This window comes from Streptomyces sp. NPDC058758 (genome assembly GCF_042746075.1).
Taxonomy (GTDB): domain Bacteria; phylum Actinomycetota; class Actinomycetes; order Streptomycetales; family Streptomycetaceae; genus Streptomyces.
This window is the reverse complement of sequence record NZ_JBHYPS010000042.1, coordinates 39,534-62,677: the sequence shown is the minus strand read 5'-3', so window position 1 is coordinate 62,677 and position 23,144 is coordinate 39,534. Positions and strand designations below refer to the sequence as shown.

General features: G+C 74.8%; 24 protein-coding genes and 1 pseudogene. 21 read left to right on the top strand and 4 right to left on the bottom strand.

The features are described 5' to 3' along the window. Nucleotides 1-651: DUF1295 domain-containing protein (locus ACFW6A_RS33380; protein ID WP_386645276.1), on the top strand; the 651-nt coding region annotated here is incomplete at its 5' end. A gap of 115 nt (nt 652-766) precedes the next feature. Here the strand turns inward: ACFW6A_RS33380 and ACFW6A_RS33375 are convergent. Next, complete coding sequence (locus tag ACFW6A_RS33375; protein ID WP_351857229.1) at nt 767-1,285, bottom strand: hypothetical protein; 519 nt, start codon at nt 1,283-1,285, stop codon at nt 767-769. Between the two features lie 202 nt (nt 1,286-1,487). Between ACFW6A_RS33375 and ACFW6A_RS33370 the strand changes: the two genes are divergently transcribed. The 9 genes from ACFW6A_RS33370 (at nt 1,488) to ACFW6A_RS33330 (ending at nt 9,665) form a co-directional block, all read left to right on the top strand. Continuing rightward, complete coding sequence (locus tag ACFW6A_RS33370) at nt 1,488-4,025, top strand: ATP-binding protein (protein WP_386645273.1); 2,538 nt, start codon at nt 1,488-1,490, stop codon at nt 4,023-4,025. A gap of 224 nt (nt 4,026-4,249) precedes the next feature. Then, nucleotides 4,250-5,227 (top strand): alpha/beta hydrolase, encoded by a 978-nt coding sequence (locus ACFW6A_RS33365; RefSeq protein ID WP_351857232.1) that lies wholly within the window; start codon nt 4,250-4,252, stop codon nt 5,225-5,227. 135 nt (nt 5,228-5,362) lie between these two features. After that, a complete protein-coding gene (locus ACFW6A_RS33360; RefSeq protein ID WP_386645270.1) occupies nt 5,363-5,524 on the top strand; it encodes a hypothetical protein in 162 nt (53 codons plus the stop codon). 5 nt (nt 5,525-5,529) lie between these two features. Next, nucleotides 5,530-6,135, top strand: a complete 606-nt coding sequence (locus ACFW6A_RS33355; protein WP_351842355.1) for a sulfite oxidase-like oxidoreductase — start codon at nt 5,530-5,532, stop codon at nt 6,133-6,135. After that, complete coding sequence (locus ACFW6A_RS33350; protein ID WP_351842357.1) at nt 6,132-6,866, top strand: FAD-binding oxidoreductase; 735 nt, start codon at nt 6,132-6,134, stop codon at nt 6,864-6,866. The genes ACFW6A_RS33355 and ACFW6A_RS33350 overlap by 4 nt, the downstream gene beginning before the upstream one ends. Before the next feature lie 58 nt (nt 6,867-6,924). Further along, complete coding sequence (locus tag ACFW6A_RS33345) at nt 6,925-7,212, top strand: DUF6510 family protein (RefSeq protein ID WP_351842359.1); 288 nt, start codon at nt 6,925-6,927, stop codon at nt 7,210-7,212. Nucleotides 7,213-7,347: 135 nt separating this feature from the next. Then, nucleotides 7,348-8,643, top strand: a complete 1,296-nt coding sequence (locus tag ACFW6A_RS33340) for an amidohydrolase family protein (RefSeq protein WP_351842361.1) — start codon at nt 7,348-7,350, stop codon at nt 8,641-8,643. A 116-nt stretch (nt 8,644-8,759) separates the two neighbouring features. Beyond that, nucleotides 8,760-9,212 carry a DUF5709 domain-containing protein gene (locus ACFW6A_RS33335; protein WP_386486906.1) on the top strand — a complete coding sequence of 151 codons (453 nt, stop codon included), beginning with the start codon at nt 8,760-8,762 and terminating at the stop codon, nt 9,210-9,212. A 45-nt stretch (nt 9,213-9,257) separates the two neighbouring features. Further along, on the top strand, nt 9,258-9,665 hold the full coding sequence (locus ACFW6A_RS33330) for a four-helix bundle copper-binding protein (protein ID WP_386645266.1): 408 nt from the start codon (nt 9,258-9,260) through the stop codon (nt 9,663-9,665). Between the two features lie 220 nt (nt 9,666-9,885). Here ACFW6A_RS33330 and ACFW6A_RS33325 read toward each other — a convergent pair. Further along, nucleotides 9,886-10,551: pseudogene (locus ACFW6A_RS33325) on the bottom strand (hypothetical protein); the annotation flags it as partial. Between the two features lie 160 nt (nt 10,552-10,711). Beyond that, nucleotides 10,712-11,446 carry a translation initiation factor IF-2 gene (locus tag ACFW6A_RS33320; protein WP_386485897.1) on the bottom strand — a complete coding sequence of 245 codons (735 nt, stop codon included), beginning with the start codon at nt 11,444-11,446 and terminating at the stop codon, nt 10,712-10,714. 108 nt (nt 11,447-11,554) lie between these two features. Here ACFW6A_RS33320 and ACFW6A_RS33315 point away from each other — a divergent pair, with 108 nt between their 5' ends. Then, a complete protein-coding gene (locus tag ACFW6A_RS33315) occupies nt 11,555-12,391 on the top strand; it encodes an NAD-dependent epimerase/dehydratase family protein (protein ID WP_386485894.1) in 837 nt (278 codons plus the stop codon). Between the two features lie 26 nt (nt 12,392-12,417). Here ACFW6A_RS33315 and ACFW6A_RS33310 read toward each other — a convergent pair whose 3' ends face one another. Continuing rightward, entirely contained in the window at nt 12,418-12,834 is a 417-nt protein-coding gene (locus ACFW6A_RS33310) for a hypothetical protein (RefSeq protein WP_386645263.1), read from the bottom strand. A 206-nt stretch (nt 12,835-13,040) separates the two neighbouring features. On the opposite strand from ACFW6A_RS33310, the gene ACFW6A_RS33305 reads away from it, so the two are divergent. The 10 genes from ACFW6A_RS33305 to ACFW6A_RS33260 all read left to right on the top strand — a co-directional run bounded on the left by ACFW6A_RS33305 (nt 13,041) and on the right by ACFW6A_RS33260 (nt 23,143). Continuing rightward, on the top strand, nt 13,041-13,835 hold the full coding sequence (locus ACFW6A_RS33305) for a class I SAM-dependent methyltransferase (RefSeq protein WP_386645260.1): 795 nt from the start codon (nt 13,041-13,043) through the stop codon (nt 13,833-13,835). A gap of 119 nt (nt 13,836-13,954) precedes the next feature. Next, entirely contained in the window at nt 13,955-14,545 is a 591-nt protein-coding gene (locus ACFW6A_RS33300) for a GNAT family N-acetyltransferase (protein ID WP_386645257.1), read from the top strand. Then, on the top strand, nt 14,542-14,829 hold the full coding sequence (locus ACFW6A_RS33295) for a hypothetical protein (protein ID WP_386645254.1): 288 nt from the start codon (nt 14,542-14,544) through the stop codon (nt 14,827-14,829). The genes ACFW6A_RS33300 and ACFW6A_RS33295 overlap by 4 nt, the downstream gene beginning before the upstream one ends. A 76-nt stretch (nt 14,830-14,905) precedes the next feature. Continuing rightward, entirely contained in the window at nt 14,906-15,550 is a 645-nt protein-coding gene (locus ACFW6A_RS33290) for a hypothetical protein (RefSeq protein ID WP_386645252.1), read from the top strand. A 14-nt stretch (nt 15,551-15,564) separates the two neighbouring features. Continuing rightward, nucleotides 15,565-15,654 carry a hypothetical protein gene (locus tag ACFW6A_RS33285; protein WP_351842381.1) on the top strand — a complete coding sequence of 30 codons (90 nt, stop codon included), beginning with the start codon at nt 15,565-15,567 and terminating at the stop codon, nt 15,652-15,654. Between the two features lie 478 nt (nt 15,655-16,132). After that, entirely contained in the window at nt 16,133-17,611 is a 1,479-nt protein-coding gene (locus ACFW6A_RS33280; RefSeq protein ID WP_351842383.1) for a sugar transferase, read from the top strand. 73 nt (nt 17,612-17,684) lie between these two features. Further along, nucleotides 17,685-19,001 carry a nucleotide sugar dehydrogenase gene (locus ACFW6A_RS33275; protein ID WP_351842385.1) on the top strand — a complete coding sequence of 439 codons (1,317 nt, stop codon included), beginning with the start codon at nt 17,685-17,687 and terminating at the stop codon, nt 18,999-19,001. Beyond that, nucleotides 18,991-20,238 carry a glycosyltransferase family 4 protein gene (locus ACFW6A_RS33270; RefSeq protein WP_351842387.1) on the top strand — a complete coding sequence of 416 codons (1,248 nt, stop codon included), beginning with the start codon at nt 18,991-18,993 and terminating at the stop codon, nt 20,236-20,238. Before ACFW6A_RS33275 ends, ACFW6A_RS33270 begins: the two co-directional genes overlap by 11 nt. After that, the gene (locus ACFW6A_RS33265; RefSeq protein ID WP_386645248.1) at nt 20,235-21,641 is read left to right on the top strand and encodes a Wzz/FepE/Etk N-terminal domain-containing protein; all 1,407 of its coding nucleotides are present in this window, start codon (nt 20,235-20,237) and stop codon (nt 21,639-21,641) included. Before ACFW6A_RS33270 ends, ACFW6A_RS33265 begins: the two co-directional genes overlap by 4 nt. Next, complete coding sequence (locus ACFW6A_RS33260) at nt 21,638-23,143, top strand: Wzz/FepE/Etk N-terminal domain-containing protein (RefSeq protein WP_351842391.1); 1,506 nt, start codon at nt 21,638-21,640, stop codon at nt 23,141-23,143. Before ACFW6A_RS33265 ends, ACFW6A_RS33260 begins: the two co-directional genes overlap by 4 nt. Nucleotide 23,144 lies beyond the last annotated feature (1 nt).

The window sequence follows — 23,144 nt, the reverse complement described above, 5'->3', positions numbered from 1 at the left end:
GGCCACGGCGACGACGGCCGACGCCTGCTCGTCGCCGCGGCGACCCTCCTGTGGGGGCTGCGGCTGGCCGCCCACATCGCCCACCGCTCCCGCGGACACGGTGAGGACCCCCGCTACACCGCCCTCCTCGACAAGGCGCCCGGAAACCGGACCCTGTACGCGCTGCGCATCGTCTACCTCGGCCAGGCGGCCCTCGTCTGGCTGATCTCCCTCCCCGTCCAGGCCGCCTCCTACAGCTCCGCACCCCTGGGCGCCCTGGCGTACTGCGGGCTCGCGCTGTGGGCGACCGGACTCGTCTTCGAGGCCGTCGGCGACCACCAGCTGGCCCGCTTCAAGGCGGACCCCGCCAACCGGGGACGGATCATGGACCAGGGCCTGTGGGCCTGGACCCGGCACCCCAACTACTTCGGCGACAGCCTCGTCTGGTGGGGCCTGTACCTGCTCGCCTGCACCGCCTGGCAGCCGGCCCTCGCCGTCCTGGTCTCCCCGGTCCTCATGACCCTGCTGCTCACCATCGGCAGCGGCAAGCGCCTCCTGGAGAAGCACATGGCCCACCGCCCCGGCTACGCCGCCTACGCAGCCCGCACCAGCGGCTTCCTCCCCCTGCCGCCCCGGAGAACCCCTCGCGGCACACCGGAGAGGACGAAATGACCGGCCCCAGCGAAGCGGCGGTCACCCCGCCCACGAACTGAACACCGCCGACGGCACGGCCCCGGTGGGGTGGGGGCCGTGCCGTCGGCGGTCAGGCGATCTGACGGTCAGACGGTCACGCGGAGCCGTTGAAGTACGTGATGTCCCAGTGGTCTCCTTCGAGCGCGTAGGTGTTGCCGTTCACCGAGGTGTAGACGGCAGCGCGGTCGCCCTTGCGGTACCCGGTGAACTTGAAGTGCTTCTTGATGTAGCGGGTGGCGCACACCCACTCGTCACTGCGCGAGATGTCGAGCTTGTAGCCGTTGTCGTGCCGGTAGGAGCCCTTGCGGCTGTGGCCGGTCTCGGTCCCGGCAGTGATCCGGACCTTCGCGCACTTGCTGATCCGCTTGAAGCGGATGATCCCGGAGACCGTGGTCCGGTTGACGCCCTGGAAGCTGGTGCACTTCCTCTCGCCGGGGTTGGAACACCCGCCGCTGGACTTGATGGCGAAGCCCGCGTCCTTCAGGAGCTTGCGCGCCTGGGCATCGGTGTACTTGGCGGGTGCGGCGGCGGCGGTGCCGGCCTGGCCGACCGCCAGGCCGGCGGTGAGGAGCGCGGATAGCGCGAGGGCGGTCAGGCTGTTGCGTCGGGACATGCTCGGGTCTTCCTTCTTCTGGCACGCGGACCGTCGGAGGTGCCGCGCTGGACTGTGTGCAGAGGTGACAGAGGTGTGCACCCTGCCGCCCGCTGCCGGCGGGCGAGCGATCACGAGCATGGGGGATCACAGGATTTGTCCGCCATGTGGCATCAGGGTTCATAATCATCGAATCAATGCGAGATGTTCGCGGAGGTTCGGATTGGCAGGCAGGCCGGGGCGTCGTGAGCAGCCCATCGATCCGCGGGGCCCGCTCGAACGCTTCGCCCTGGAGCTGCGCGCGCTGAGGCTGCGGGCCGGCCTCACTTACGCGGAGATGGCCCTCGGATCCTGCTTCTCGGCCAGCACGCTCTCCCAGGCCGCCGCCGGGCAGCGGTTGCCCACGCGAGAGGTGCTGCGCGCCTACGTCCGGGTCTGCGGCGGGGAACCGCACGCATGGGAAGAGCGGTGGGAAGGCGTGCGGCGCGAGGTGCGCCGGAACGGGAACCGGCGGAAGGACGCCCGCCCCCGGCCGCACGACCGCGGTCACGCGGAAGCCACCAGTTTCGTGGGGCGAGAGACCGAACTCCTTCTCGGCACACAGCTGCTGGAGCGGTGCCGGCTCGTCACTCTGGTCGGAACCGGCGGGGTGGGGAAGACCCGGCTGGCCCGGAACATCGTGCGTGCGGCGGCCGACCGGTTCGAGGACGGGACCCACTGTGCGGAGCTGGCGGACCTCGGAAGCGGCGGCGGCACCTCGGTCGCCGCGACGGTCGCCGCGGCCGTCGGAGTACAGGTCGCGGCGGGAGAGGATCCCGTACACGCGCTCGCCGGGGCACTGCGCCACCGGAAATTCCTCCTTCTCCTCGACAACTGCGAGCACGTGCTCGACGGGTGCGCCCGCACCGTGGACGCCCTCCTCGCCCGCCTGCCGGAACTGCGCGTCCTGGCCACCAGCCGGCAGCCCCTCGACGTCGGTGGCGAGCACGTGCTGCGGGTCGAACCCCTCGGTCTTCCGGACACGGCGAACGGGCACCTCTCCGGGACGCCCGGCCCGGGCGGCGAGGACGCCGCGGTCTCCCCGGCCGTGACCCTCTTCGTCGACCGGGCCACGGCCGCGTCCCCCGGCTTCCGGGTCACCGAGGCGAACCGGCACGTCATCGCCCGCGTGTGCCAGAGGCTGGACGGCCTGCCCCTCGCTCTGGAGATCGCGGCACGCCGGCTGCGCACGCTGACCGTCGAGGAACTCCTGGAACGACTCGACGACCGCTTCCGCCTCCTCGGCCCGGGCGGCTCCGACCGTACGGCCCACCCTCGCCACCAGGCGCTGCGCGCGCTCTTCGACTGGAGCTACGAGCTGTGCACCGAGGCCGAGGCCAGCGCCTGGGAACAGCTGTCCCTGTGTGCCGGCGGTGTGCTGCTGACCGATGCCGAGCAGCTCTGCACGCGCACCGACGACGTCGGTGACGGTGGCGTCACGAAGGCCGCCGTCGCGGACGAACCCTTCGAAGCCCTGGCCGGCCTCGTGGACAAGTCCCTCCTCACCCGTGTCGACGCCGACGGCCGGACCCGGCTGCACATGCTCGAGACCGTGCGCGCCTACGGGCAGGAGCGCCTGGCCCGAAGCGGCCGGGCGCGACAGGCCCTGACGCGCCATCGTGCGTGGTACCTCGGCCTCGCCGCACGGGCCGGAAGTGCCTACGGCACGCCGGCGGAGGCCGGCTGGCTGCGCCGCCTGCGCGCCGAGCACTCCAACCTGCGGCAGATCGTCACCGCGCCGCCACCGGCGGATGAGTCCCCGGAGGTCGTGCTGCGGGCTTCACTGGGCTTCTGGCTCCACGGCCTGACCTCGGCCGAGGTGGGCGAGACTGCGGGCTGGATGCGGCGGATCCTCGAACGGCACCCGTCGCCCGCTTCGCCCGATGCCACCACCACGTGGTGCCGTGCCGCCTGGGTGGCCGGCTTCCTCTTCCTTCTTCACGGGGACCACGGCGGCTCCCTCGGAGTGATCGCCCGCGGGGAGCGGGCCTTGACGGGCCTCCACGCCGAACCCGGCACCGCGCTTCGCACGGCACCCGAGAATGCCCAAGCCGAACTCGGCGCGGCCTTCCTCCAGTTACGCAGCCTGGCGGCGCTGGTCACCGGCGACATGGAGACCACCGTCGAGTACGCGCAGGCTTCGCTGGCGGCCGGGCCCGGATCCGTCGTCCTGCTGACCGAGGCCCAGTGCGTCGCCCAACTCGGCTTTGCCGCCGTCATCGCCGGCGACCGCCCCCGCTCCACCGCCCTCCTCGAGCGGGCACTCCAGATGTCCGAGGCCAGAGGAGACACGTGGCACCGGTGCTACCTGCTGTGGGCCCTCGCCGTGGACCACTGCGAGGCAGAACGGCCTGAGAGGGCGACGCGGTTCCTCCGCCAGGCCCTTCAGCACACCAGGAAGATCGACGAGCACCTCGGCGAGGCGACTCTCGGCGAGACTCTCGCCTGGATCCTCTCCTCCCAGGGTGACGCGCATGGGGCAGCAGTCGTGCTGGGGGCCGTGGACCGGGTATGGCTCCCCTCCGGCACTCCCCGGCTCTTCGGGTTCGCCCGCTTGAACGCCCACTGCGAACGCTGCCTGCGGGATGCCCGCGGGCAGCTCGGCGACAGCGAGTTCGCACGCCTGTACCAGGAAGGTCGGCGCCTCGGTCTGCGTCACGCGCTGGAAACGGCGTTCCGGAACGGCAGGCCGGCGGACACGGCCTCACGAGCTGATGCGTGACGGCGGTGGAAGGGGGCGGACAGGGGCGGGGCGATCCGGCCTGTGGTGGTCATGGCCGACCGGGGCGCGACCGGGCCCGGTGCGGACGCCTCGTCCCGCAGCTCCTCTCCCGGGGCGGACGTCGGCTTGCGGCGGCGCCCCGAGCGGGCACCATGGGTTCCGGGGAGATCGCCGAGGGGGGACCACGCCCCGTCCTGGGGACCACGCACAACCTGGAGTGCAGAATGACGCAGCTTCCCCCGCCCGTCACGCCCTACCTCGAACCGGCCGCGAAGGAGCTGGCCGAGGCCACCGACCCGCACCCGAGGATCTACGAGGTGCCGCCGGAGCAGGGCCGCGACATCCTCGCCGGTCTGCAGAGCGGCGAAGGGGTGGCCCGCCCGGAGGTGGACGAGGAGTGGGTGGACGTGGACGCCGGGCAGTGGGGCACGGTCCGCACCCGGATCATCCGGCCGAAGGGCGCCACCGGACCGCTGCCCGTGGTCGTCTACATCCACGGGGCCGGCTGGGTCTTCGGTGACGACAAGACCCACGACCGCCTCTTCCGCGAGCTCGTCGTCGGAGCGGGCGCGGTGGGCGTCTTCCCGGTGTACGACCGGGCGCCGGAGGCGAAGTACCCGACCCAGGTGGAGCAGAACTACGCGGTGGGCCAGTGGGTGCGGAAGAACGGCGCCGACCACGGCATGGACACCTCGCGGGTGGCGGTCACCGGCGAGTCCGTGGGCGGCTGCATGTCCGCGGTCTTCGCGCTGATGAACAAGGAGCGCGAGGACGGCCTCGACCTGAAGGCCCAGGTCCTGCTCTACCCGGTGACCGACGCCGACTTCGACACGCCGTCGTACCTGCAGTTCGCGGAGGGCTACTACCTCACCCGCGACGGCATGAAGTGGTTCTGGGACGCGTACACCACCGACCCCGAGGAGCGGAAGCAGCACTACGCGTCCCCGCTGCGGTCGACGCTCGACCAGCTCCGGGGACTGCCCACGACCCTGGTCATCACCGACGAGGCGGACGTCCTGCGGGACGAGGGCGAGAAGTACGCCAACAGGCTCCGCGAGGCCGGAGTCGACGTGACCTCGGTGCGCGTGGCGGGCATGGTGCACGACTTCCTGCTCCTGGACAGCCTGCGCGACACCCGCGCGGCGAACGTGGCGCGCAAGCTCGCCGTCGACGCCCTGCGCACGGCCCTGCACGACGACTGACCGCACCCCACCCCCGGCCGACCCCCCGGCCGGGGGCTTCGCTCCGTTCCCACGCGGGCACAGTGCGCCGCGTGGGAACGGAGCGAAGCGCCTGACCCCAAGCCCGCCCGACGGTCGGGCCGTCAAGGAGGCACGATGACCGACGATCCCCACGACGCGTGGCCCCGGCGCCTGTTGCCCCTCGGTCCCGGCATCGCGCCCGGGCGCGGACGGACGGTCGTCCACGAGCCCTACGCCCACGTCCGGTCGGACCTCGACGCCGAGCGGGCCGAGGCCGGCTTCGAGCGGGAGGAGTAGAACCGATGGCCAGCCTGTCCCCCGGTTTCCACGGCCGCGGCAGCCGAAGCCTCGTCGAACGCCTGCCCCCGGGCCAGTACCCCACGGAGTCGTTCCCGGTGCTCTCCGCCGGCCCGACCCCGCACGTGCCCACGGACCGCTGGTCCTTCACCGTCACCAGCGAGAACGGCGGGAGCCGGAGCTGGACGTGGGACGAGATGAGGGCGCTGCCGCAGGAGCAGCCGGTCGTCGACATCCACTGCGTGACGCGGTGGTCCAAGTTCGACACCCGGTGGGAGGGCGTCTCCCTCGACGTCCTGGCCGCCGGGGTGGAGACCTCCGCCGGATTCGTCGTCGCGGAGTCCTTCGACGGCTACACCACCAACGTGCCCCGTGCGGACGTCACGGGAGGCAGGGCCTGGCTCGTCCACTCCTTCGACGGCTATCCGCTGTCGCCGGACCACGGCGGTCCCGCCCGGCTGCTGATCCCCCACCTGTACTTCTGGAAGTCGGCCAAATGGGTGAAGGGCCTGCGCTTCACGACCGAGGACGAGCCGGGGTTCTGGGAGCGGGCCGGCTATCACGACTACGGCGACCCCTGGCGCGAGCAGCGCTACTGGAACGACGCATGAGCGCCCCGATGACCGGCCGGGGCGCCTCGGGCGGCTGGTGGAGGGCGCGGCTGACCTCCCGCGAGGGGCAGACGACGACCGGCCGCACCCTCCGCTTCGACGTGCCCGGCTGGCCCGGGCACCGGCCCGGCCAGCACCTCGACGTCCGCCTGACCGCGGACGACGGCTACCAGGCCGTCCGCAGCTACTCGCTGGCGGCGCCCGCCGCCGGGGAGGCCGTCGAGCTCGGCGTGCAGACCGCGCCCGACGGCGAGGTCTCCCCGTATCTGAACGAGGTCCTGCCCATCGGCGCCGAGGTCGAGGTCAAGGGGCCGCTGGGCGGCTGGTTCGTGTGGACGCCGGAGGACCGGGGCCCGCTGCTCCTCGTCGCGGGCGGCTGCGGCGTCGTCCCCCTCATGGCGATGCTCCGGGCCCGGCGCGCGGCCGGCGCCCCCGGCGATCCCTGCGCGCTGCTCTGCTCGGTGCGCGCCCCGGACGAACTCTGGTACGCGAAGGAGCTCGCCGACCCGGCAGGCACCGAGGACGTCCGCGTCCTCTACACACGCCAGGCGCCCCCGGGCGGGGAACGCCCCGCCCACCGCCTCGCCCCCGGCGACCTGGAGGGCCTGCCCGCCTCCCCGGAGACCCGCTGCTACGTCTGCGGGCCGACCGGATTCGTCGAACACGCCACCGCCCTCCTCCAGTCCCGCGGACACCCGCCGGGCTCCATCCGCACCGAACGCTTCGGCTGAGCCCCACGCGCGCGCACGTGCGGCCTCCTCCTCCCCCGCGACCACGAGGGACACCATCGTGAACCAGCGCCCTGCCCACCACCTCGACGGCAACTGCCTCGCCGGCCCGCTCTCCCGGGTCTTCGCGCTCGATCCCACCACGGCCTGGTGGACGTGTCCCGACTGCCGCACCGCCTCCCCGGTCGGCGGGCTGCACGTCTACGGCCCCGAGCCCGGCCTCACCGGCCGCTGTCCGGGATGCGCGCAGCTCGCCCTGCGCGTGGTCACCCACCCCGGCCACCTCTGGCTCCAGCTCGGCACCGGCCGGGGCGCCTTCCGGTTCTCGCTGCCGCCGTCCCCGTCGTAGGGCCCGCCCGGCCGGGCGGAGGAGGGCCATGACCTGCCCGCCGACGGGTCCGGACACCCGGAACGACACCGGGGAAGCCCACGAATCCGCCCCGGAACCGGGGCGGACCCCGTTCCGACCGACCGGAGGAGCCCCGTGACCCCGCGCCCCGTCGTACTCGACCACGCCCGGCTGATCGACGGCACGGGTGCCGCGCCGGTCCCGGACGCGGTCCTCGTCGTGGAGGGCACCCGGATCCGCTGGTGCGGGCCCGCGGCACTGCTGCCGGACGATCCGGACCTGCGGTCCGCGGCACGGGTCGACCTGGGCGGCCGGACGGTGTGCCCCGGCTTCATCGACACCCACGTGCACTTCGCCCTGCCCGGTCCGGCGGGCGACCCCGCCCTCGGCGTCGCCGAGCACGTCACATACCGCACCCTCAAGGTGCTCGAACGGCTCCGGACGACCCTGCACAACGGCGTCACCACGGCACGCGACCTCATGGGGCTCGACGCCGGCTTCCGCCGCGCGGTGGCCGAGCGGCGGATCGCCGGCCCCCGGCTCCTGGTCGCCGTCACCATGCTGAGCCAGACCGCCGGCCACGCCGACTTCCGCCTCCCGGGCGGCGTCGACGGACTCGCGGCCGCCGTCGCCTTCCCCGGCAGCCCTTCCGGCATCGTCGACACCGTCGACGACATCCGCACCCGCGTCCGGGCCCTGGTGGCCGCCGGCGCCGACTGCGTCAAACTCGCCACCAGCGGCGGGGTCACCTCCCCGCACGACCGCCCCGAGTGGCTGGGGCTGCGCCCCGAACTCGTCCGCGCCGCCGTCGAGGAGGCCGAGGCGTACGGAGGCCTGCGGGTCGCCGTGCACGCCATCGGGGAGCCGGGCATCGCCGCGGCGGTCCGGGCCGGCGTCCACAGCGTCGAGCACGGCTACGCCCTGACCGACGAACTGCGGGCGGAGATGGCCGAGCGCGGCCAGTTCCTCGTCCCCACCCTGCTGGAGACCATGGCGGAGCCCGATCCCGCCCGGGTCGGCCCGCACATCCACGCCAAGGCCGTGCACTGGCACCGCGTCGCCCAGGAGGCGTTCGCCCGCTCGGTGGAGGCCGGCGTCCCCGTCGCGATGGGCACCGACGCCGGACTGACCGCACCGCACGGCCAGAACCTGAAGGAACTCGGCCTCATGGTCCGCTTCGGCGGCATGACGCCGCTCCAGGCCATCCGCGCGGCGACCGCGGACGCCGCCCGTCTGTGCGGGGTGGACGACCTCACCGGCACGCTGGCCGCGGGGAAGGCCGCGGACCTCGTCGTCTGCGGGGTCGATCCCCTCACCGACCTCGACGGTCTCGCCGATCCCTCCCACGTCCACGCCGTCGTCAAGGAGGGGCGCCTCGCCGTCGACCGCGTCGGGGTGCTGGCTCCCGCGGGCCTTCCGGACCTCACCTGAACGGCGGAGGGGAGCCGCGCCCCGAGAAGGACCGGGCCCCGGTGCCGCCGGTGGCGGGGGCCCGGGGCGTCGGCCACGATGAGCGGACGGAGGGGGTCTCGGCAGAAAGGACCACCATGACGGAGAACGACGCCCGGGGCGACGACGTCTACCAGCCCGACGGCAGCGAGACCCAGGACGACGAGGGCCTGCTGGACACGGGGGACACCCTCGACGGCCCTCTCGACGACCCCTACGACGAGGGCTACTCGCCCCCCGACCGGCCCTGGGGCGCCGGCCGCACCGGCGAGACCGCCGAGGAACAGGAGCACGGCGAGACCCTCGACGAACGCCTGGCCGAGGAGGTGCCCGACCTGACGGTGCCCGACGGCGACGGCATCGGCGACACCACGGGCACCGACGGAGAGGCCCTGGACGGCGAGGTCGGCGGCCGGCGCGCCGGCCGCCTCGTCTCCCCGGACCAGGACACCGGGAGCGAGGACTGGTCGGCGATGGACGCCCGGGACGCCGGCCTGGACGGCGGCGCGGCCTCCGCCGAGGAGGCCGCCGTCCACGTCGTCGACGAATGACCCGTCCCTCCCCTCCCCCGCACCCACGACAGGAGCGAAACGCCCATGTCCGACGTCGACGAACTGCTCGAGGCGCACCCGGCATCGCCTCCCGAGGAGCGGCGCAAGACCCTCGCCCGCGCGGTGGAGGCGGCGCTGGACTGCGTGGCCGCCTGTACGGGCTGCGCCGACGGCTGCCTCTCCGAGGGCGACCCCGCCGCCCTGTCCCACGCCGCGGCGGCCGCCGAGCACTGCGCGTCGATGTGCGCGCTCACGGCCACGACCCTGCTGCGCCAGAGCGGTCACGACGACCGCACCGCCCTCATCGCCCTGGTCCAGAGCTGCACGAGCGCCTGCCTGCGCTGCGAGCGGGAATGCCGGGAGCACGAAGTGGCGCACGCCCACTGCCGCCTCTGCGTCCGGGCCGCCTCGGCCTGCGCCGACGCCTGCGAACGCCTCCTCGAACTGCTGTAGCGGCCACGCCGGCCCGCCACGGACGAAGGGAACGGCGCTCTCCTGACGTACCGGGCCGGTGCGCGAAGCGGGTGCGGCCGGGGTCGTCGGCGAGGAGTGGTGACGGCCTCGGCGTCGCGTGGTCGCCGAGGCCGTCGTACGGGTGGATCGCATGCGGCCCTTGGGGGGGGTGTGGCCGTGGGCGTCGTCCTGTCGCCGGGGGCTAGTGGTTCATGCCCGTGGAGGCGCCGGAGCGGCCTTCGATGGTGCCGCAGGTGGCGGGGGCGGTGGCTTCCTGGGGCAGCTTGGGGTCGAGTTCGCTCTTGCCCTTGCCGAAGTCGTACGCGCCGTTGCCGTTGGGGTCGATGCCGTGCTGGACGACGTGGAGGTGGGTGATGTGGTCGGCGACTGCCTGGGAGACGGTGATCGTGCGCGCGTAGGACAGGTTGCCGTTCTCGTCCGCGACCGGCATGCGGTCGACGGCCAGGCCGCTGGCCTTGGTGGTGTCGCCCTCGGTGGTCAGGGAGATGTTGATGTCCCCGTAGGCGGGCAGTCCCTCGGCGGTGGAGACGATGCCGTCGCCGTTCTTGTCGGCGCCGGCGTCGGGGCAGGTGAAGTCGTGCCCGGTGGTGGAGCCGTGGATGTGCTGGGCGTGCGGCTGGCCGGGGACGAGTCCCTGGGCGTCGATCCTCACCGTGAGCTGGCGGCCCTGCAGGGTGAGCCGGGCGGTGCCGCGGGCGCCCGAGTCGTTCAGCTGCCGCAGGTCGGCCTGGTAGCTCCGGCCGTGCTGCCCCTGCCGGCCCGCGTCGCCGGTGTCATGGGCCAGTGCCGGGGCCGCCACGGTGAGCACGAGGGCCGCGGGCACGGCCATGAGGGCGGTCAGACGGGTGGAGCGGTTGACGGTCATCGCGACGCATCCCCTTCCGGGGAGGTTCCACCGGCACGGAGCCGGATCGCGTTCGGACGTGCAGTCCCTTTCACCCTCCATTCGGTGCGACCGCGGAGGAGGATTGCCCGCCGGTCGCACCGCTCCTCACGTGGGGGACGACGCCGGGTCCGCGGAGCGGTCAGTGCGGTGGCGGCGCCGGGTGGAGGGCGTTGCCCACGCCGCAGCCGCCCTCGCCGGGCATCCGCTGGATCCGGATCGGCGTCCACACCTCGGTGGTGCCGGGGCCCACCACGGCGAGCACGCAGTCCTGCGGGTCGAAGCCGTTGCCCTTCAGCGAGAGGCTGACGCCGACCCGGCCGTCCTCCGCCTCCACCTCGGTGCGGATCTCGGGGTGCAGGTCGAGGGCGGCGAGGGCCCGGCGCACCTCCGCCTCGTCCGCCCGGCCGCCCTTCGGCACCCGGGGGAGCTTCGCGCGCAGTTCCGCGTACGGCAGTTCGGGCGGCGGGGGTGGCGGGGGGAAGACCAGCGGCGGGCCGTCCGGGCAGTCCACGTCACGGGGTTCCTCCCGCCACTCGGACCGGGGCGACACCCGCACCGAGAAGCAGCGCCGCACGACGACCTCCTGGGCGTCGAACCGGTCGTCGTACGCCGAGCCGGACGTGCGGACGACCACGTCGACGCCGTCCCCGTCGTGCGTCGACGTGCCGGTCACCCGCAGCACCTCCACCCCGTCGATCCCGGCCGCCGCCCGACCGACCTCCTCCGCCGTGCGCGGGCGCTGGCCGTGGAGCCGCTCGCCCACCTTGCCGGCCGCGTCCCGCGCGGCGTCCGTCGCGTGGTCCTCGGAGTTCTCCACCACCCCGCAGCCGACGGTGAACGTCAGCAGCGCGGCCCCCAGCAGCAGTCGACGCACGGTGCGCCCGCCCCCTCCCCCGAACTCCCGTCCGGTACCCGGTGGTCCGGACGGCTTCACCGATCGTACTCAGCCGGTCGGACAGGAAGATCTTCTAGGGTGGGGACCATGCGGATACTCGTCGCGGGCGCCACGGGCGCCGTGGGCCGTCAGCTCGTTCCCCGTCTGGAGGCGGCGGGGCACGAGGTCGTGGGCATCTCCCGGCGCGGACCGCGCCCGGTGGACGTGCTGGACGCCGCGGCCGTGCGGCGGGCGGTGGCCGAGGCCGCGCCCGACGCGGTCGTGCACCAGCTCACGGACCTGGGCGGGGCGGACGGCGCCGCGAACAACCGGCTGCGCGTCGAGGGGACGCGGAACCTCGTGGACGCGGCGCGCGCGGCGGGCGTCCGCCGGATCGTGGCGCAGTCGATCAGCTGGGCGTACGCCCCCGGGGACGCGCCCGCCGACGAGTCCGTGCCGCTCGACCGGACGGAGGAGGAGCCCCGCGCCCGGATCGTCGCGGGGGTGCGGGCCCTGGAGGACACGGTGGCCGAACTGCCGGAGGCCGTCGTCCTGCGGTACGGGATCCTCTACGGCCCGGGCACGTGGTACGCGCCCGGCGGCGCGGTGGCCGCCGCGCTGGCCGGGGACGCGGAGGCCCGCTTCCTGGGCAGCACGGCGGCCGACGCCTCGGTGAGCTCCTTCGTGCACGTCGCCGACGCGGCGGACGCCGCCGTCCGCGCCCTCGCCTGGCCCTCGGGGGCGTACAACGTGGTGGACGACGAACCCGCCCCCGCGCACGACTGGCTGCCGCTGCTCGCGAAGGCGCTGGAGGTCCCCGTCCCGGAGCGGACCGGGGGCCGGGTGCCGTGGGCGCGGGGCGCGCTCAACGGCCGGGCCCGCGCCCTCGGCTGGGCCCCCGCCCGCCCGTCCTGGCGGACGGGCTTCGGCGACCAGGGCGCGTAGGTCCGCCGCCCCGCCCGTTCCGGGCGTCAGTCCCGGGGCGCCCAGGGGGCCTCGGGAGCTTCGGGGCCCTCCAGGGCCGTGCGGAACTTCTCCTTCAAGGACTTCGGGGGTGCCTGCCGCTCCTCCTGCTCGTGGACGAGACGGGCCGTGCTCACGCGTATGTGGCACTCGCGGTGGCCCTGCTTCAGCCGGACCAGCCAGTCCCCGCCCGAGGTGCGGAAGGCGCGGCGGGCCGGGACGTCGCCGCGCCGCGCGTGCCTGGCCAGCACGTCCGGCAGGTGGTGCAGCGCGGCGTCCTCGGCGGCGGCGAGCGCCCGCTCCTCCGTGCCGCTGACGGGATGGCAGGCCACCAGGGCCCAGCGGTGCAGTTTCAGGTCGACGCCGTCGGCGCGGCGCGTCATCCGGGTGTCCTCTTCGATGAGGACGTACCAGTCTTCCGTCATGCCGGGAGGATAGCCGCGGGTCCGTCGGCCACCGGCCGACGAGTCCGGTGCGCGGGCCGCCGGGGGCCGGGTGCGGGGCGGGCTGCGCGAGGGGGTGCGCGCGTACGCGGGGGCGGGGGCCCGGGGAGGGTGGCGGAGGAGTGGTTCCGGTGGTGTCGGGCCGCGTCTCCGTGGGGTGCGCGGGGCCGGCCGGGGATCGTGAGGGGGTGGAGGAGCGACGTGACGTGTGGACGGCGGGCGAGGCGTACGAGCGGTACATGGGCCGGTGGAGCCGCCTGGTCGCCGGGGAGTTCGTGGAGTGGCTCGGCGCGGAGGAGGGCGGGCGGTGGCTGGACGCGGGGTGCGGGACCGGGGCCTTGACGGCCGTGGTGGCGGTCCGGGGCCGGGCTCGCCGGGTGGTGGGGGTGGACCGGTCCGCCGGGTTCGTCGCGGCGGCCCGTGAGGCCGCGCCCGCGGCGGCGGGGTTCGTGGTGGGCGACGCCGGGGCGCTGCCCGTGCGCGAGGGAGCGTTCGACGCGGTCGTCGGCGGGCTGGCGCTCAACTTCCTTCCCCGGCCGGGCGCGGCGGTGGCCGCGTGGGCCGGCGCGGTGCGGCCGGGCGGCCTGGTCGCGGCGTACGTGTGGGACTACGCGGGGGGCATGGCGTTCCTGCGGTGCTTCTGGGACGCGGCGGTCGCCGTGGACCCGTCGGCCGCCGCGCTGGACGAGGGCCGCCGGTTCCCGCTCTGCCGCCCGGAGCCGCTGCGCGTCCTGTGGTCGGGGGCGGGGCTGGCGGACGTGGTGGTGGCGCCGATCGAGGTGCCCACGGTGTTCGGCGGTTTCCCGGACTTCTGGGAGCCGTTCCTCGACGGGCAGGGTCCCGCTCCCGGCTACGTCGCCGCCCTGGACGCGGGCGCCCGGGACCGGCTGCGGGAGGCGCTGCGGGCGGCCCTTCCCGTAGGACCGGACGGCGCGATCGCGTTGACGGCACGGGCCTGGGCGGTCCGGGGCCGGCGGCCGTGAGTCCGGCGTTTCCGCGTCTCCGCGCCGAGGTGGGCGGTCGTCCTGTGGATCGAGGGGGCCGGGCCGCGCGGCGCGCGGCGCCCCGCGGCGGCGCCGTACGACGGTCCTATGATCGCGGGATGACCGACACCGTGCTGCTGACCGTCGACGCCTCGGCCACCGAACCCGCCCTGCTCCTCCGTCCCTGGGCGAGCGGGGACGCTCCCGCCCTCGTCGGGGTCTGGCGCGATCCGGCGCTGCGGCGCTGGACGAGCACCACCGTGGAGGACGAGGCCGATGCCGCGCGGTGGGTGCGGGAGCAGGAGCGCGGCTGGGCCTCGGGCGAGCGGTTCGGATTCGCCGTGGTGGAGGGGCCGGCCGGGCCGGAGGGCACGGAGGCCGTGGTCGGCAACGTGGTGCTCAAGGGGGCGGTGGCCGGGGCTCCTTCGGCCGAGGTCGGGTACTGGACCGCCGCGCACGCGCGCGGGCGGGGGGTCGCGTCGCGCTCCCTGGAGGCCGTGACCCGCTGGGCCTTCGACGCCTTCGGAGACAGCGGGCTCCGGCGGCTCGACCTCCTGCACCAGGTGGACAACGTGGGCTCGTGCCGCGTGGCGGGGAAGGCCGGATACGACCTCGACCGGATCCTGCCCGCCTCGCCGCCGGCCTTCCCGCTGGACGGGCATCTGCACACGCGCTTCCGCCCGGGCTCGCGCGCGGAGGTGACCGCGTGAGCGGCGACCTGGAGGTGAGCGCCCTGGCGATCAACGTCACGGTCCCCGAGGCGCTGCGATGGACGGACACGCGGCGGGGCGAGACGTTCACGCTCACCACGCTCAACGTACGGCTCCTGCCGGACGGCCGGCTCGCGGTGAAGGCGTACGGTCGTCCCGTCGGCGGCGGACGCGGAGGATACGTGTCCTTCCCGGTGCCGGAAGGGCCCGAGCTGGCGGCCCTGGTCTCCCGGGCGGCCGATCGCGCCGGGGAGTTGTGGGCCGCGCACCGCGGCCTCGGCTGACTCCGGCCGGCGCCTGGCCCTCGACCTCGGCGCCCACGGCTACCTGCTCGACCGCCTCGTCGACGGGAGGCCCACCGTGCCGGGCGTCCTGCTCGCCGGCCTCGCCGTCCAGGCCGCCGGCACCCTCGTGCCCGACCTGCCGGTCCGCAGCGTAGACGACCTCGCGTTCAGCGCCTGGGTCCGGGTCCGCGCGGACGGCCGGCCCAGCCGGTTCCGCGTCGACGCCCGGCGCACAGACTCCCGGCACGCCCGCGCCGTCACCGTCACCGTCCACTCCGAAACCGTCGCCCTGGACGGCCGGGCGCTGGCGCGGAACCGCGAGCACTTCCGCGCCACCGACCAGTGCCGCACCACGCCGCTGGGCACCACGGCCCGCCGGCTCCCCGACGCCCGGGACCTCGCCGGGCTGCCGCGCCTCGGCACGCCGTGCACCCTGCTCGACGGCCTGGCCCGTACACCGGCCCTCCGGGCGGCCCCGGACGGCCGCCGTCCGGTCCCCGTCCCCCACCGCATCGAGCGCATCGCCCTCTACGAGCCCGGCGACGACCGCGCGTTCCTCGCCAGCCATCCGGACGGCCTCCGGCTGCACCACTCCCCCGCCACCGCCGTCAGCACCGCCACCGCGCGCGACGGCCGCGTCGTCGCCCAGATCACCGGGATGCGCGCCACCGTGCTCGCCCACCTCCCCGCGGGCCCCGTGACACCGCCACCGGCCGGCTGACCCGCCCGGAGGAGGTGGCCGCGGCGGTCCTCCTCCTCGCCTCCCCGGAGGGGGCCGGGATCACCGGGGCCTGCCTCGCCGTCGACGGCGGCGCCACCGCCTGAGAGATCATCAGAACCGCACAACCCGGCTTCGGGGAAAGGCTGTTGGCGATCGCCCGAGGGGGTCGGGTGGCTGGTGGGAAGCGTGAGGGCGCGCAGTCGCGTGTGGCCGGTGTGCGCCTGGTGGATCACGCCTCAAACCTTACGCACAAATTACACACATCCTCTCTCCAAGCCGCTTCCCATGCTCTAGATTGACCATGCTTCGGCTGATCGAGCACGAGGCGACCAGTAACGATCTTTACGTCCGGCACGTGCTTGAGCTGCACGTATGTCCTTTGGTGCCGGGTGTGGGCGATGAGTTCTTCGGGGGACGGGACGGTTCCCGGGCGCGGTGTGCGCCCGGGCGGCCGACGGTTCCCCGCGCACAGCGAAGCTGCGAAGTGACAGCCGGGACGCCACGCGGGGAAGGGGCGTGCCTCCCGGGCTGAGGAACAGTGCGAGGCGACCACGTCGAACCACTGGGAACCTGGGGGGTTCTGTGCGGCAAGGGGGATTACTCAGCCCGTTTCCGTCTGCGCGCGAGCGTCCGGCGAACGGGGGGATCAGCCGGCCGGCGATGGACTGGGAGCAGCGGTACCGCCGTACCGTGATCACCAGCGACACCGTGGCCACCGCCTTCGTGGTCGCCACGATCGGCGACTTCTTCGGCGCCCGGGACGCGGCCGACTGGCACGAGAAGTGGGGCATCCTCGCGTTCGGCACCGAACTCCTGGTGCTGGGGGCCCTCGCGGTGAGCCGGTCGTGGGCCCCGGCGGTGCTCGGACAGGGCGCCGAGGAGTTCCGGCGGCTCGGGCGCTCGCTGTTCATGGCGACCGTCGTCCTGGCACTCGGCGGGATCGCCCTCACCTCGCGCAACATCAAGCTCTGGATCTTCGTCGCGATCCCCGCGATCGCGCTCGTCACCATGACGGCGCGGTACCTGCTGCGCCTCTGGCTGCACAAGCAGCGCAAGGAGGGCAGGTGTCTGCGCCCGGTGCTCGCCGCCGGGAGCAGGGCCACGGTGCGGGACCTGATCACCAGGACCCGTAAGTTCCCGCACCTCGGATGGCGGGTGGACGCGGTCTGCACGACGGACGAACTCGGGCCCGAAGGCGACCAGTTGGACGGCGTGCCGGTCGTGGGGCGGCTGGCGGACGTGGCCGACCACGTGCACCGCGACGGGTTCCGGGTCGTCGCGGTCACCCCGGATCCGCACTGGTCGCCGAACCGGCTGCGGAGGCTGGCGTGGAACCTGGAGGGCAGCGACGCCGAGATGGTCGTGGCCCCCGTGCTGATGGAGGTGGCCGGGCCCCGGCTGCACGTCGACGCGGTGCTCGGGATACCGCTGCTGCGGGTCAGCATGCCGGCCTTCACCGGGGGGCGGCGGGCGGTCAAGGAGGTCGTCGACCGGCTGGGCGCGGCGGTGCTGCTGCTGCTGTTCGCGCCGCTGATGCTGCTCGTCGGGCTGCTCGTCCTGGCGGACAGCCGGGGCGGGGTGTTCTACCGGCAGCGCAGGGTCGGCAAGGAGGGCCGCGAGTTCACGATCCTCAAGTTCCGCACCATGGTCGCCGGGGCGGACCGGGCGCGCGACGAGCTGGCCGGGCTCAACGAGGGCGCCGGGCTGCTGTTCAAGATGCGGCGCGACCCCCGGGTGACCCGGGTGGGGGCGGTGCTGCGCCGGTACTCGCTCGACGAGCTGCCGCAGCTCGTCAACGTCCTCACCGGGTCGATGTCGCTGGTCGGCCCCCGGCCGCCGCTGCCGGAGGAGTCCGCCGCGTACAGCCCGGACATCCGGCGGCGGCTGCTGGTCAAGCCGGGGCTCACCGGGCTGTGGCAGATCAGCGGGCGCAGCGACCTGTCGTGGGAGGAGGCGGTCCGGCTGGACCTGCGGTACGTGGAGGACTGGTCGCTGGCCCTGGACACGGTGATCTTGTGGAAGACGCTGCGCGCGGTGATACACGGTCAAGGGGCCTACTGATGCCGGGAGTTCGTCGTCCGGCCGGCACGTGGACGGCAGGCCGTGGGGGCCTGCCCGGGGGGAGGAGCGGGTCATGAGGGTGAGCGTTTTCGGGCTCGGCTACGTGGGCTGCGTGTCGGCCGCGTGCCTGGCGAGCCTGGGGCACGAGGTCGTCGGGGTCGACGTCAACCCCGTCAAGGTCGACCTGGTCAACGACGGCCGGGCACCGGTGGTCGAGGAGGGGATCGGCGAACTCGTCGCCGAGGTCGTGCGGAGCGGGGCGCTGCGCGCCACCGCCGACGTGCGCGAGGCGATCGCGGACAGCGAGGTGTCGCTGGTCTGCGTCGGCACCCCGTCGGAGCCCAACGGCAGCCTGTGCACCACCTACCTGGAGCGGGTCACCGAGGAGATCGGCGCGGCGCTGGCCGAGCGGGGCGGGCGGCACACGGTCGTGTTCCGCAGCACCATGCTCCCGGGCACCTGCCTGAACCTGCTGGTGCCGATCCTGGAGAAGTACGTCGGCGGCACCGCCGGGGTGGACGTCGGGGTCGCGGTCAATCCGGAGTTCCTGCGCGAGGGCACCAGCGTGCGGGACTTCTTCGACCCGCCGAAGACCGTCGTCGGCGAGCTCGACCCGGCGAGCGGCGACGTGGTGGCGGCGCTGTACGAGGGGCTGCCCGGCGAGGTGTTCCGGGTGCCGGTGGCGACCGCCGAGGCGATCAAGTACGCGGACAACGCCTTCCACGGCCTCAAGATCGGCTTCGCGAACGAGCTGGGCGCCGTCTGCCGGGCGCTCGGGGTGGACTCGCACCAGGTGATGGACGTCTTCCTGGCCGACCGGAAGCTGAACATCAGCCCCGCCTACCTGCGGCCCGGCTTCGCCTTCGGCGGCTCCTGCCTGCCCAAGGACCTGCGCAGCCTGGTCCACGCGGCCCGGCGGGCCGACGTGTCGGTACCGATCCTCTCCCACGTGCTGCCGTCCAACGCCGACCACCTGCAGCGGGCGGTGGAACTGGTCGAGCGCACCGGGAAGCGGCGGGTCGGCCTGTTCGGGCTGTCCTTCAAGCCCGGCACCGACGACCTGCGCGAGAGTCCGCTCGTCGAGCTGGCCGAGCGGCTCTTCGGCAAGGGCTACGACCTGCGGATCCACGACGCCAACGTGAACCTCTCCCGGCTGCTCGGCGCGAACCGCGAGTACATCGAGACCCGGCTGCCGCACCTCGCGCAGCTGCTCGCGGACTCCGTCGACGAGGTGCTCGCGCACGCCGAGGTGTGCCTCGTCGGCACCAGGGACCCGGCCGTCCTCGCGGCGCTGCCTCACGGGGACTCGCCGGTGATCGTCGATCTCGTCCATCTCCCCGACGCCGACGCGCGGCGGGCCGAACCCGGGTACGTGGGCCTTGCTTGGTGAAGCGACCGGCGGTGACCGGCACGGCCGGCGCGCGCTGATCCTGGTGGAGAACCTGTCGGTGCCGTTCGACCGGCGGGTGTGGCAGGAGTGCACGACGCTCCGGGACGCGGGCTGGGAGGTGCACGTCATCTGTCCCGCGGGGACCAAGCGGGACACGGAGCGGGAGGTGGAGCTCGACGGAGTGCGGATCCACCGCTACCCGCTGCGCGCGGCCACCGGCGGGCCGGCCGGCTACCTGCGGGAGTACGGGGCGGCGCTGTGGCACACGGCCCGGCTGGCGCGGAAGGTCGGCCCGGTCGACGTCGTGCACGCCTGCAACCCGCCCGACCTGCTGTTCCTGCCGGCGCGGTGGCTCAAGCGGCGCGGCGCGCGGTTCGTCTTCGACCAGCACGACCTGGTGCCCGAGCTGTACCTCTCGCGGTTCGACCGCGGCGAGGACCTGCTCTACCGGGGCGTGTGCGCGCTGGAGCGGATGACCTACCGGGCGGCGGACGTCGTGCTCGCCACCAACGAGAGCTACCGGGACGTCGCGGTGCGCCGGGGCGGCCGGCGGCCCGAGGACGTGTTCGTGGTGCGCAGCGCGCCCGACACCGACCGCTTCCACCCCGTGCCGGCCGAGCCGGAGCTGAAGCGCGGCAAGCCCCATCTGCTGTGCTACCTCGGCGTCATGGGCCCCCAGGACGGCGTCGACTACGCCCTGCGGGCCCTCGCGAAGCTGCGCGACGAGCTGGGGCGCACCGACTGGCACGCGGTGTTCGTCGGCGGCGGCGACACCTTCGACGCAATGGTGGAGCTGTCCCGGCGGCTCGGCCTGTCGGAGCAGGTGCAGTTCACCGGGCGCGTGCCGGACGCCGACCTGGCCCGCTACCTGTCCACCGCGGACGTGTGCCTCTCCCCCGACCCGCGCAATCCGCTCAACGACGTGTCGACCATGAACAAGGTCCTGGAGTACATGGTGATGGGCCGGCCGATCGTGTCGTTCGACCTGAAGGAGGCGCGCGTCTCCGCCGGTGACGCGGCCGTCTACGCGCCCGCGAACGACGAGGCGGAGTTCGCGCGGCTCATCGCGCTCCTGCTCGACGACCCGGAGAAGCGGGCCCTGATGGGCAAGACCGGCCGGGAGCGGATCGGCGGGCCGCTCGCCTGGCGGAACTCCCAGCGCGCGCTGCTCGCCGCCTACGCCGCCGCGCTGTCCGCGGGCGCCCCGGGCCGGGCGGGAACGGGGCCGCGCAGTTGAGCGACGACACGATACGCCTGGTCACCCTCGGGCGGATTCTCCGTCGGCGCGGGCGGCTCCTCACCCTCCTCGCCCTGGTGGGCGCGCTCGTCGGCCACGGCGTCTCGCTGCTGGTCCCGCCGCGCTACACGACCTCGGTGTCGGTGCTGCTGCCGGGGTCGTGGGAGGAGCGCGAGCTGCTGACCCAGGCGGAGGTCGCGACGAGTTCGGTGGTGGTCGACCGGGTGGCGGAGGGACTCGGCCTGCGCGGGACCGACGGCGTCGAGCTGCGGGAGCGGTTGAGCGCGGAGGCGGCCGAGGGGAACATCATCAGGATCTCGGGCACGGCCGACACCCCGGAGCGCGCCCAGCGGCTCTCCGACCTGACGGCCCGGGAGTTCGTCGCGTTCGCGGCGCGGGTCGTGGGCGGCGCCACCGATCCGGAGGCGGAGGCCCGGCTCGAAGCGCTGCGGAAGGCGGTGGAGCAGGCCGGGCGGCGCATCACCGAGCTGGCCGACGCGGCCGATCCGGGACGGACGGTGGAGAGCGTCCAGGCGCGCACCGAGCTGGAGAAGCTGCGGACGGCGCTGCGGGACGCGATCACCAAGCTGGACCAGACCGATCCGGCCGCCGGGAAGTCCGGCAGGGCCACCATGGTCGTCATGGGCCCGGCGCCCCGGCCGGCCGGTGAGGCGCCGCCGACGAGGGCGCAGCTCGTCGCCGCCGGGGCGGTGCTGTTCTTCCTGCTGGCGGTCGTCGGCCATCTCGCCGCCGCGCGGATGAGCCGGCGGCTGCGGACCGAGCCGGAGATCGCCGCGGCCCTGGGGACCGTGCTCGTCGGGAGCGTCGACGTGGCCGGCCGGCGGCCCGTGCACCGGCCGGAGGGGCGGGGCCCGCGGACCTGGTTCCGCCGGCTGCTCGGCGTCGACGTCCGCTGGGACGTCCCGGCGCCGCGGGCCTCCGGCGACGAGTCGGGCCGGTGGATCCGCTACCGGCGGGTGTGCGCCCGGCTGCGGGAGCGGGCGCCGGCCGCCCGCCGGCTGCTGGTCGTCGTCCCGGACGGGGACGAGATCGCCCGCCGGGCCGCCGGGCGGCTGGTCGCGGAGGCGGGGAGCGGCCCCGGCCCGGGCCCCTCCGGCCGGGGGGAGCCGCTGCTGCGCCTGGTGGGGGTGACGGTGGCCCATCCGCTGCTGCCGGACCGTGCCGGCGAGTCCGGTGCGGTGGTCGTGGTGAGCCCCGGCAGCTGGACCGCGGTGGAGCTGGCGGGCATCGCCGAGGCGTGCGCGGACGCCGGGCAGGAGGTCGTCGGCCTCGTCCTGGCCGGCGCGGTCCGGGCCCGTCCGGCGCGGTCGGGCGGCGGGCCGCGTCCTGCCGGGGTGCCGGTGCCCGCCGTCGGCGACGACGTGCTGGGGGGTGTGCGATGACGGGGCGCACGGACGGGGAGGCGGTGGCAGCAGCTCCGCTGATCGACCTCCACACGCTGGTGGTCGCGGTGCGCAGGCGGCGGCGCCTGTGGTCGTCCCTGGCGCTGTTCGGCCTGCTGGCCGGCGCGGCGCTGGCCTTCGTGCTGGTGCCGCCGCCGACGGCGACGGTGAAGCTGCTGGTGGCGCACCAGGAGGACCAGCCGAACGACCCGGGGACGCTGATCCGCACCGACGTGGCGCTGCTGCACACCACGCGGATCGCCGGCGAGGCCCTGAAGGCCCTCGGCTCCCCGGTGGGCCCCGAGGAGTTCATGCGGGACTACGAGGGCCTCGGCCTGACCAACAACCTGCTGCAGATCACGGTGTCGGGCGAGAGCGACGCGGAGGCGGTGGCCCGTGCCGGGGCGCTGGCCGACGCGTTCGTGGCGGACCACGTGCGGCGGATCCGGGAGGCCGCGGACGCCGAGGCGAAGGCCCTGCTCGACCAGCGCGACCGGATGCGGGAGGAACTGGCCCGGGTCAACGAGACGATCGGCGAGAAGGGGACGAAGGCCTCGGCGGACATGGAGTCGCTCTTCGCCCGCCGGGCCGAACTCACCTCGCGCATCTCCGACTTCGACCAGCGGGCGGCCGAGGCGCGGATCGGCACGCCGCACCTCGTGGCGGGCACGCAGGTCGTGGACGCGCCGCGCGCGGTGCGGCACTCGCTGCCCCGGAGCGTGGCCGTCGACGCCGCGATCGGCGGCGTGCTCGGGCTCGCCCTCGGGCTGGCGGTGGCGGCGGTCGGCACGGTGGTGGCGGACCGTCCGGTGCTGCGCCGGGAGATCGCGGCGCAGCTCGGCGCCTCGGTCGTCGGCGAGCTGCCGCGTCCGGCCGGGCCGTGGCGGCGCCGGTACGCCCGGGACGCGCGCGAACGGCTCACCAGGTCCCTGGCGCGGACCGTGCGCGGTTCCGCGGAGCCGGTGTCGCTGCTGGAGCTGGGCTGTGCGCGCGACGCGGCCGCGCTCGCCCTGGACCTCGGCCGGGCGCTGGGCGCGGACGGGCCGGTGGTCGTCATCGACGGGCTGCCCGGGCTGCCGCTCGCCGGCCGCGTCCCGCGGCCGGGGGATCCGGTGGTGGTCGACGGCGAGCGGGCCGCGGACCTGCCGCACCGGGGGCGGCGGATCGGTGTCGGCTCGGTGGCGCCCGGAGCGGCGTGGGCGGACCTGCCGCACCTGGGCGCCCGGACGGTGCTCGTGGTGCGGGCCGGGCACGGCAGCGCCGCGTGGCTGCACACGGTGGCGCGGCAGCTCGCGGACCAGCGGATCCCGGTGGCCGGCGTGGTGCTGGTGGATCCCGATCCGCGGGACCGGACGGACGGCACGCTGTGGGACGGGCCGTCCGGCGCGGCGCGGGGGCGGAGCGGACGGCCGGCGCCGCAGGCGGGGATCGGCCGGTGGCGGACGGAGCGGCTGCCGATGTGGGCGGGACGGGTCCCGGACAGCGACCAGGAGGCACGGTAGA